7 protein-coding genes are annotated in these 6,923 nt (G+C 44.2%); 4 read left to right on the top strand and 3 right to left on the bottom strand.

Features of this window, described 5'->3' with window-relative positions:
- Positions 1-775 (bottom strand): MFS transporter (locus tag PSI15_RS16770; protein WP_273584526.1); only part of this gene is annotated, 775 nt, incomplete at its 3' end.
- Between the two features lie 224 nt (positions 776-999).
- Here PSI15_RS16770 and oxyR point away from each other — a divergent pair.
- Positions 1,000-1,917 carry a DNA-binding transcriptional regulator OxyR gene (oxyR, locus tag PSI15_RS16775; protein WP_273584527.1) on the top strand — a complete coding sequence of 306 codons (918 nt, stop codon included), beginning with the start codon at positions 1,000-1,002 and terminating at the stop codon, positions 1,915-1,917.
- Here oxyR and sthA read toward each other — a convergent pair.
- Positions 1,909-3,306: a Si-specific NAD(P)(+) transhydrogenase gene (gene sthA / locus PSI15_RS16780; RefSeq protein WP_273584528.1), complete on the bottom strand. Its 1,398-nt coding sequence runs from the start codon at positions 3,304-3,306 to the stop codon at positions 1,909-1,911. The two genes, oxyR and sthA, sit on opposite strands and share 9 nt — an antisense overlap.
- A 205-nt stretch (positions 3,307-3,511) precedes the next feature.
- On the opposite strand from sthA, the gene fabR reads away from it, so the two are divergent.
- Together fabR and PSI15_RS16790 are read left to right on the top strand one after the other, a co-directional pair.
- Positions 3,512-4,186 (top strand): HTH-type transcriptional repressor FabR, encoded by a 675-nt coding sequence (fabR, locus tag PSI15_RS16785; RefSeq protein ID WP_045968023.1) that lies wholly within the window; start codon positions 3,512-3,514, stop codon positions 4,184-4,186.
- Positions 4,187-4,207: 21 nt separating this feature from the next.
- The gene (locus tag PSI15_RS16790; protein WP_273584529.1) at positions 4,208-4,576 is read left to right on the top strand and encodes a YijD family membrane protein; all 369 of its coding nucleotides are present in this window, start codon (positions 4,208-4,210) and stop codon (positions 4,574-4,576) included.
- A 79-nt stretch (positions 4,577-4,655) separates the two neighbouring features.
- Here PSI15_RS16790 and trmA read toward each other — a convergent pair whose 3' ends face one another.
- The gene (gene trmA / locus PSI15_RS16795; RefSeq protein WP_443256110.1) at positions 4,656-5,756 is read right to left on the bottom strand and encodes a tRNA (uridine(54)-C5)-methyltransferase TrmA; all 1,101 of its coding nucleotides are present in this window, start codon (positions 5,754-5,756) and stop codon (positions 4,656-4,658) included.
- A 170-nt stretch (positions 5,757-5,926) separates the two neighbouring features.
- On the opposite strand from trmA, the gene murI reads away from it, so the two are divergent.
- Positions 5,927-6,790, top strand: coding sequence for a glutamate racemase (gene murI / locus PSI15_RS16805; RefSeq protein ID WP_273584530.1), 864 nt, complete (start codon positions 5,927-5,929; stop codon positions 6,788-6,790).
- The last annotated feature ends 133 nt before the right edge of the window (positions 6,791-6,923 follow it).

Genomic DNA, 6,923 nt, shown 5'->3' on the forward strand with positions numbered 1-6,923 from the left:
TAAATAAAGATGAGTATAGGGCGGCCGTTTCGTGATCAAATCCAAAAGAAATGATAATGGTTGGCATCCATGCGGTAACAATAAAAAATATACCGGATAAAATCCCAAAATAGATTGCCATCGAATAGCAGAAAATATTTTTTACCGGTGTGATGTTTTTGAAGTTAAATGTATCATTCTGCACTTCTCTTTTCGATAGATTATCTTTGATTTTTTCTCTTTTGTCTTCTTTAACAGTGAATATACCTATAACGATTAGTGCAATAACGGGGATACCTATCCAGAATAGAGGAACGGTATTCCATGATAAGTTCAGATGATTTTTAATTGGGAGGGTGAGTGAAGTCGCTAATGCAGAGCCAAGATAGAGTGATGCCGTATAAAGAGATGATAATAAAGATATTTTGTTTTCACTCTGTCTTTTTATAAAGGAAGGTAGTGATATATTACCCAATGAGATAGAAAAGCCAAATAAAAACGTTGAAACGATAAGTATGGGGACGCTTTGTTCTAATCTCAGTACGTAAGCAACAATACTCACTGTCATCGATAACATAATGATTTTATTCAGGGATATCTTTTTTTCCAGCAACGGAACTAACGGGGATATAAAAAAGAAACATAATGGATAAATGGAGGTTAAAAATGAGAATAAATAAGTACTTATATGCAGGCTGTTAATGATTTCTTCAGCCATTGTGGGTAAGTATGATATTGGAACTCTTAATTCCAATCCTACAAAAATAATTAATATAATTAATAGTGTCAGTCTCATACAACCCCTGCTGTATTTTTTTATGTAGCATATATAGTTTAAGATGACTTACGGACTGAAGATACAACATGAATAAAATATTGCAAGTGTTTTTTCTAATAAAATCATATGGTTATATTGAGTGACTGTTTATTTGTTTAATTGATATTTGTATAATAACGACTATATCCTTAAATATATGGCGCTTTCTCATCAAACATTGACAGTAAACAATGGGGTCGGAAATGAATATCCGCGATCTGGAATACCTTGTGGCACTTGCTGAATATCGGCACTTTCGCCGGGCTGCTGATGCTTGTCATGTCAGCCAACCGACACTGAGCGGTCAAATCCGCAAACTGGAAGATGAGCTTGGCGTGATGCTGCTGGAACGCACGAGCCGCAAGGTATTATTTACCCAACAGGGGATGCTGCTGGTGGAACAGGCCAAAACCGTATTGCGAGAAGTGAAGGTGTTGCAGGAGATGGCCTCCCTGCAAGGTGAAAGTATGTCCGGGCCGTTGCATATCGGCCTTATTCCAACCATCGGCCCCTATCTCCTGCCTCTTATTATTCCTGAACTGCATAAATTATTTCCCAAACTGGAAATGTACCTGCATGAAGCACAAACCCAAAATTTGTTGGCACAACTTGATAGTGGGAAACTTGACTGTGCCATCTTGGCGTTGGTGAAAGAAACCGAAGCCTTTATCGAAGTGCCATTGTTTGAGGAGCCGATGAAGCTGGCGGTGTATGAAGAACATAAATGGGCAGGGCGGGACAGCATTAAGATGAGTGAGCTATCCGGCGAAAAGTTATTAATGCTGGAAGACGGACACTGTTTGCGTGATCAGGCGATGGGATTCTGTTTCCAGGCGGGTGCCAAAGAAGATACGCATTTTAGGGCGACGAGTCTGGAGACACTGCGTAATATGGTTGCAGCGGGCAGCGGGATTACATTATTGCCTGATTTATCGGTGCCGGGTGAAAGAAAGCGGGATGGCGTTTGCTATCTGGAATGTGATGAACCGGAACCCAAACGATCCGTCATATTGGTTTATCGTCCCGGTTCACCTCTGCGTGGTCGCTATGAGCAATTGGCAGAGGCGATTCGGACTAAAATGGGCAACTATTTCGAAATACTCGGAAAAAGATCAAAATAATCGGTTTAACCCATTGAGCGCTGCCACACGATAGGCTTCCGCCATGGTGGGATAATTGAAGGTAGTATTAACGAAATATTCGATATTATTGCCTTCACCTTTCTGTTCCATGATGGCCTGACCAATATGAATGATCTCTGCGGCACGTTCGCCAAAACAGTGGATGCCTAAAATCTGTTTTGTCTCACGGTGGAACAGGATCTTAAGACTGCCAACATTCATCCCTGCAATTTGTGCTCTTGCCAGATGTTTGAATTGGGCGCGCCCTACTTCATAAGGGATTTTCATAGCGGTTAACTGTTGCTCGGTTTTACCCACCGAACTGATTTCAGGGATGGTATAAATTCCGGTTGGGATATCTTCCACCAGATACAGACTCGCATTTCCTGTTGTCATCGCTCTGGCCGCGATGCGCCCCTGATCATAAGCCGCAGAAGCCAAACTGGGATAGCCAATAACATCACCCACGGCGTAGATGTTTTCATTACCGGTCTGGTAGACGCGATTGACTTTCAGTAAGCCCCGGCTGTCGGTTTCCAGTCCGACATTTTCTAAGCCTAGCGTGTCGGTATTACCTGTTCTGCCGTTGGCATACAGCAGGCAATCTGCTTTGACTTTCTTGCCGGATTTCAGGTGAACAATGACACCATCATCAAGGCCTTCAATCTTTTCATATTCTTCATTGTGGCGGATAACCGTACCACTATTCCAGAAATGGTAGGAGAGGGCATCAGACATTTCTTGATCAAGAAAGGACAAAAGATGATCACGCGTATTGATCAAATCGACCTTAACCCCCAACCCACGGAAAATGGAGGCATATTCACAACCAATCACCCCGGCACCATAAATAATCACATGGCGTGGTTCGTGATCCAGTTGCAGAATAGTATCGCTGTTATAAATCCGGGAGTGGGAAAAATCGACATCAGGCGGGCAGTAAGGACGGGAACCCGTGGCAATGATGATGTTGTCCGCACTCAAGATATCAACACTGTCATCGGCATAACGAACACTGACCTGATGTTCATCAATGAAAGTGGCTTCTCCCGCAAACATTCGGCAACGGTTGCGTTCATAAAATCCTTGGCGCATCTTGGTTTGCTGATTTATAACGACGTCAGCATGGCGCAGGATTTCTGAAAACGAGGAACGAAGAATGCGGGAATTATCACTGTAGAGGGGATTTTGATTAAATTCGATAATACGGCTAACGGCATGGCGGAGGGCTTTCGACGGGATTGTGCCCCAATGAGTACACCCACCACCGACGTTATTGTAACGTTCTATAACAGCAACGTTTTTACCTTGTTTCACCAACCCCATTGCGGCTCCTTCCCCGCCGGGACCAGAACCAATCACAATGGCATCAAAATGAGTATGTTGCATAGAGGAAAGACCTGTTTTTACACAAAATAACAACGCTATCTTAACATTACTTAAGGTAATAACCCAATGAGCACAAGGTTTTTATCTCACGGTTTAGAAAAAAAACCGGAAAATAGCGAATAATGTCTTTAAGAGAACAATCACAGCAAACCTGGCAGAATCTGTTATATTTGCCTGATTAGAAGCGAGATAGATCAGGATTGTTGTGAGTAACGTAACCGGCGTTAGAGCAAAACAGAAAGAAAAAACCCGTCGCTCCCTGATTGATGCGGCATTCAGCCAACTCAGTGCTGAACGCAGTTTTACCAGCCTGAGTTTACGGGAAGTGGCTCGTGAAGCGGGCATTGCACCGACTTCTTTTTATCGGCATTTTCGGGATGTGGATGAACTGGGGCTGACGATGGTAGATGAAAGCGGTTTGATGTTGCGTCAGCTAATGCGTCAGGCACGTCAGCGCATTGCCAAAGGTGGCAGTGTCATCCGCACTTCGGTTGCAACATTTATGGAATTTATCGGCAACAATCCCAACGCATTCCGGCTGTTGCTGCGCGAACGCTCCGGTACATCGGCTGAATTTCGTGCGGCTGTCGCACGGGAAATCCAACATTTTATCGCCGAATTGGCAGACTACCTTGAGCAAGCCAGCCATATGCCTCGTCATTTTACTGAAATACAAGCCGAGGCGATGGTGACAATCGTATTCAGTGCAGGCGCAGAAGCACTGGATATTGATGAAGAAAAAAGGCGTCGTCTCGAAGAGCGTTTGGTTTTACAACTCCGCATGATTTCCAAAGGCGCTTATTATTGGTATCGTCGAGAGCAAGAAAAAAACACTGTCCCTAAAGCGATCCCCAAAACAATCCCTAAGACCCTGAAATAATAATGAAAGGAGCATAATACGATGGAACAATACCGCCAAGATAAAAGCACAATGTTGCTGGCTCTTATCGTTGGAATGGCAACACACGGAACTTTCTCAGCATTTTTCAATTCATTCGTCCCTTTTTCTATTTTCCCTATTATTGCACTGGCCCTGTCTGTGTATTGTCTCCATCAACGTTATTTGAATTACCCAATGGCAGAAGGGTTACCCAAACTGGCTGTGGGATGCTTCTTCTTAGGCATGTTCATGTACAGCGCATTTATTCGGATGGAATATCCGGCAATTGGCTCTAATTTCTTGCCTGTCGTTGTGGGTACTGTCTTGGTATTTTGGATCTACCTCAAGATGAGAACGCGCAAGCAAGCCATGCTCATGGCAAAAAGCTAACCGTTTACGAGCGATTCAATAAAAAACGCCACAAAATGAGATCCGTGGCGTTTTGGCTTTTCAGTCAGTTTACTGATGATTATGCGCTTTTCTCCAGTAAAACACCGCACTCCATATGGTGGGTATAAGGGAATTGGTCGAAAAGTGCCAGTTTGCTGACTTTGTGGGTTTGTGTCAGTGTTGCCAGATTTTGGCAGAGTGTTTCTGGGTTGCAGGAAATATAAAGAATGCGCGGATACGCTTGCACCATTTTTACCGTTTCTTCATCCAATCCACTGCGTGGTGGGTCAACAAAAATGGTTTCACATTGATAACTGCTTAAATCAATTCCCTGTAGGCGATTGAACTCTCGCTCTCCGTTCATTGCCTGGGTAAATTCCTCTGCTGACATGCGGATAATCTGCACATTATCAATCTGGTTCGCTGCGATATTAAATTGTGCGGCAGCCACCGAAGGTTTGGCAATTTCAGTGGCCAAGACGCGCTCAAAATTCTGTGCCAGTGCCAGAGAAAAATTACCATTGCCGCAATACAGCTCAAGCAAGTCGCCTTTCGAACCTTTGGTGATGTCAATCGCCCATTCCAACATATGAATATTGATGCTGGCATTCGGCTGGGTGAAGCTATTTTCAACCTGACGGTAAATCATGGTCTTACCTGCAACTGGCAACACTTCATCTATATAGTCATGGTCAAGTATGATTTTGGTTTTTGCCGCGCGCCCAATAAGCTGGAGATCAAATCCTGCCGCGATAAGTTGGGTACGCAGTGCGATGGCATGTTCACGCCATTCCTCATCCAATTTTTTGTGGTAAAGCAGGGAGACAATGATTTTGTTACTGCGGGTGGAAAGATAATCGACCTGAAACAATTTATGGCGCAATACGGGGTTATCTTTTACGCCGGCAATAATAGCCTGCATCATTTGATTGATTAACGGACTGGCAACGGGAAATTGATCAATACGAATACGTTGTTTGGTTTGTTGATCAAACATGATGTGGTAGAGGTCATCTTCCTCATGCCAGATACGGAATTCTGCCCGCATTCTGTAATGGGATGCCGGGGAACGGAAAACTTCAGGCTCAGGTGCGCTAAAGGGGAGCATCATTTCTTTTAGGCGATGGGCTTTTTCCATCAATTGATTTTCATAATTTTCCGTTGGCAAAACATTCTGCATTATCGGGTTCTCGTATGGTCGCATTAAGAAAAATTTCCGAGCGGCATTGTAGGGGAAGTGCAAAGGATGTCCAGTTTTCTGGTTTATCAGCGCCTCATATCCGATCACTGACCACCTTACGATCCGTGCTAGAATAGCTAATCTGTTTGATAAAAATTATGAGACAGCCTATGGCTACCGCACTCCGGGAAGAGAATACTACCTCACTGGCAGCTACAACTTCTGATTTAAACAAGACCGCCCGTCCAACGATTCTGGTTTTTGATTCCGGAGTTGGTGGTCTATCTGTCTATCAAGAGATTCGGCAACTCTTGCCGGATCTCCACTATATATATGCTTTCGATAATGAAGCCTTCCCTTATGGCGAGAAAACGGCAGAAGTGATTATAGAAAGGGTCGTTCAGATTGTTGATGCGATCCAAAAGAAGCATCCTTTGGCGGTTGTTGTGATTGCCTGCAATACTGCCAGTACAGTCAGCTTGCCTGCCTTGCGTGAACGTTTTTCTTTCCCTGTTGTGGGGGTTGTGCCGGCAATCAAACCGGCTGCAAAGCTAACCTGTAATCGTGTCGTGGGATTATTGGCGACACGCGCCACCGTGAATCGCGACTATACCAAAGAATTAATTACCCAATTCGCCACGGATTGTCAGATGCATTTAATAGGTTCTGCTGAGTTGGTGGAATTGGCTGAACGGAAGCTACATGGTAAGGATGTCCCACGGGAAGCGCTGGAAAAGATATTGAAACCTTGGCTGAGAATGAAAGAACCACCGGATACCGTTATTTTGGGCTGTACGCACTTTCCTCTGATAGCAGAAGAACTTTCACAAGTTTTACCCGATGGAACAAGATTAATTGATTCGGGAGCGGCCATCGCTCGTAGAACCGCATGGTTGATCAAAAATCGCGATAATTTGTTTTTAACCACAGCAGAGAATTGGGCTTATTGCACGAAAATGGCGCCAGAGAGTGAAGCATTACGTCCTGTTTTACGTGAATATGGCTTCCTGATGCTGGAAAAACTATCAACCTAAGTGAAATTTGCTGCAATAATCACCGGTCGGTAATTTTTTTCAAAAAAACTATTGCCAGCACCGTAAAACTCCCTATAATGCGCCACCACTGACCGACGCCAAGCTGAGAGCAGCCGCGAAGGAAAGCAGGAAG

This window comes from Xenorhabdus sp. PR6a, assembly GCF_028599065.1.
Lineage (GTDB): Bacteria > Pseudomonadota > Gammaproteobacteria > Enterobacterales > Enterobacteriaceae > Xenorhabdus > Xenorhabdus doucetiae.

Coding starts and splice junctions, on each gene's coding strand:
- murI (WP_273584530.1), top strand. CDS start 5,927: ATGGCTACCGCACTCCGGGAAGAGAATACTACCTCACTGGCAGCTACA.
- oxyR (WP_273584527.1), top strand. CDS start 1,000: ATGAATATCCGCGATCTGGAATACCTTGTGGCACTTGCTGAATATCGG.
- trmA (WP_443256110.1), bottom strand. CDS start 5,756: ATGCAGAATGTTTTGCCAACGGAAAATTATGAAAATCAATTGATGGAA.
- sthA (WP_273584528.1), bottom strand. CDS start 3,306: ATGCAACATACTCATTTTGATGCCATTGTGATTGGTTCTGGTCCCGGC.
- PSI15_RS16790 (WP_273584529.1), top strand. CDS start 4,208: ATGGAACAATACCGCCAAGATAAAAGCACAATGTTGCTGGCTCTTATC.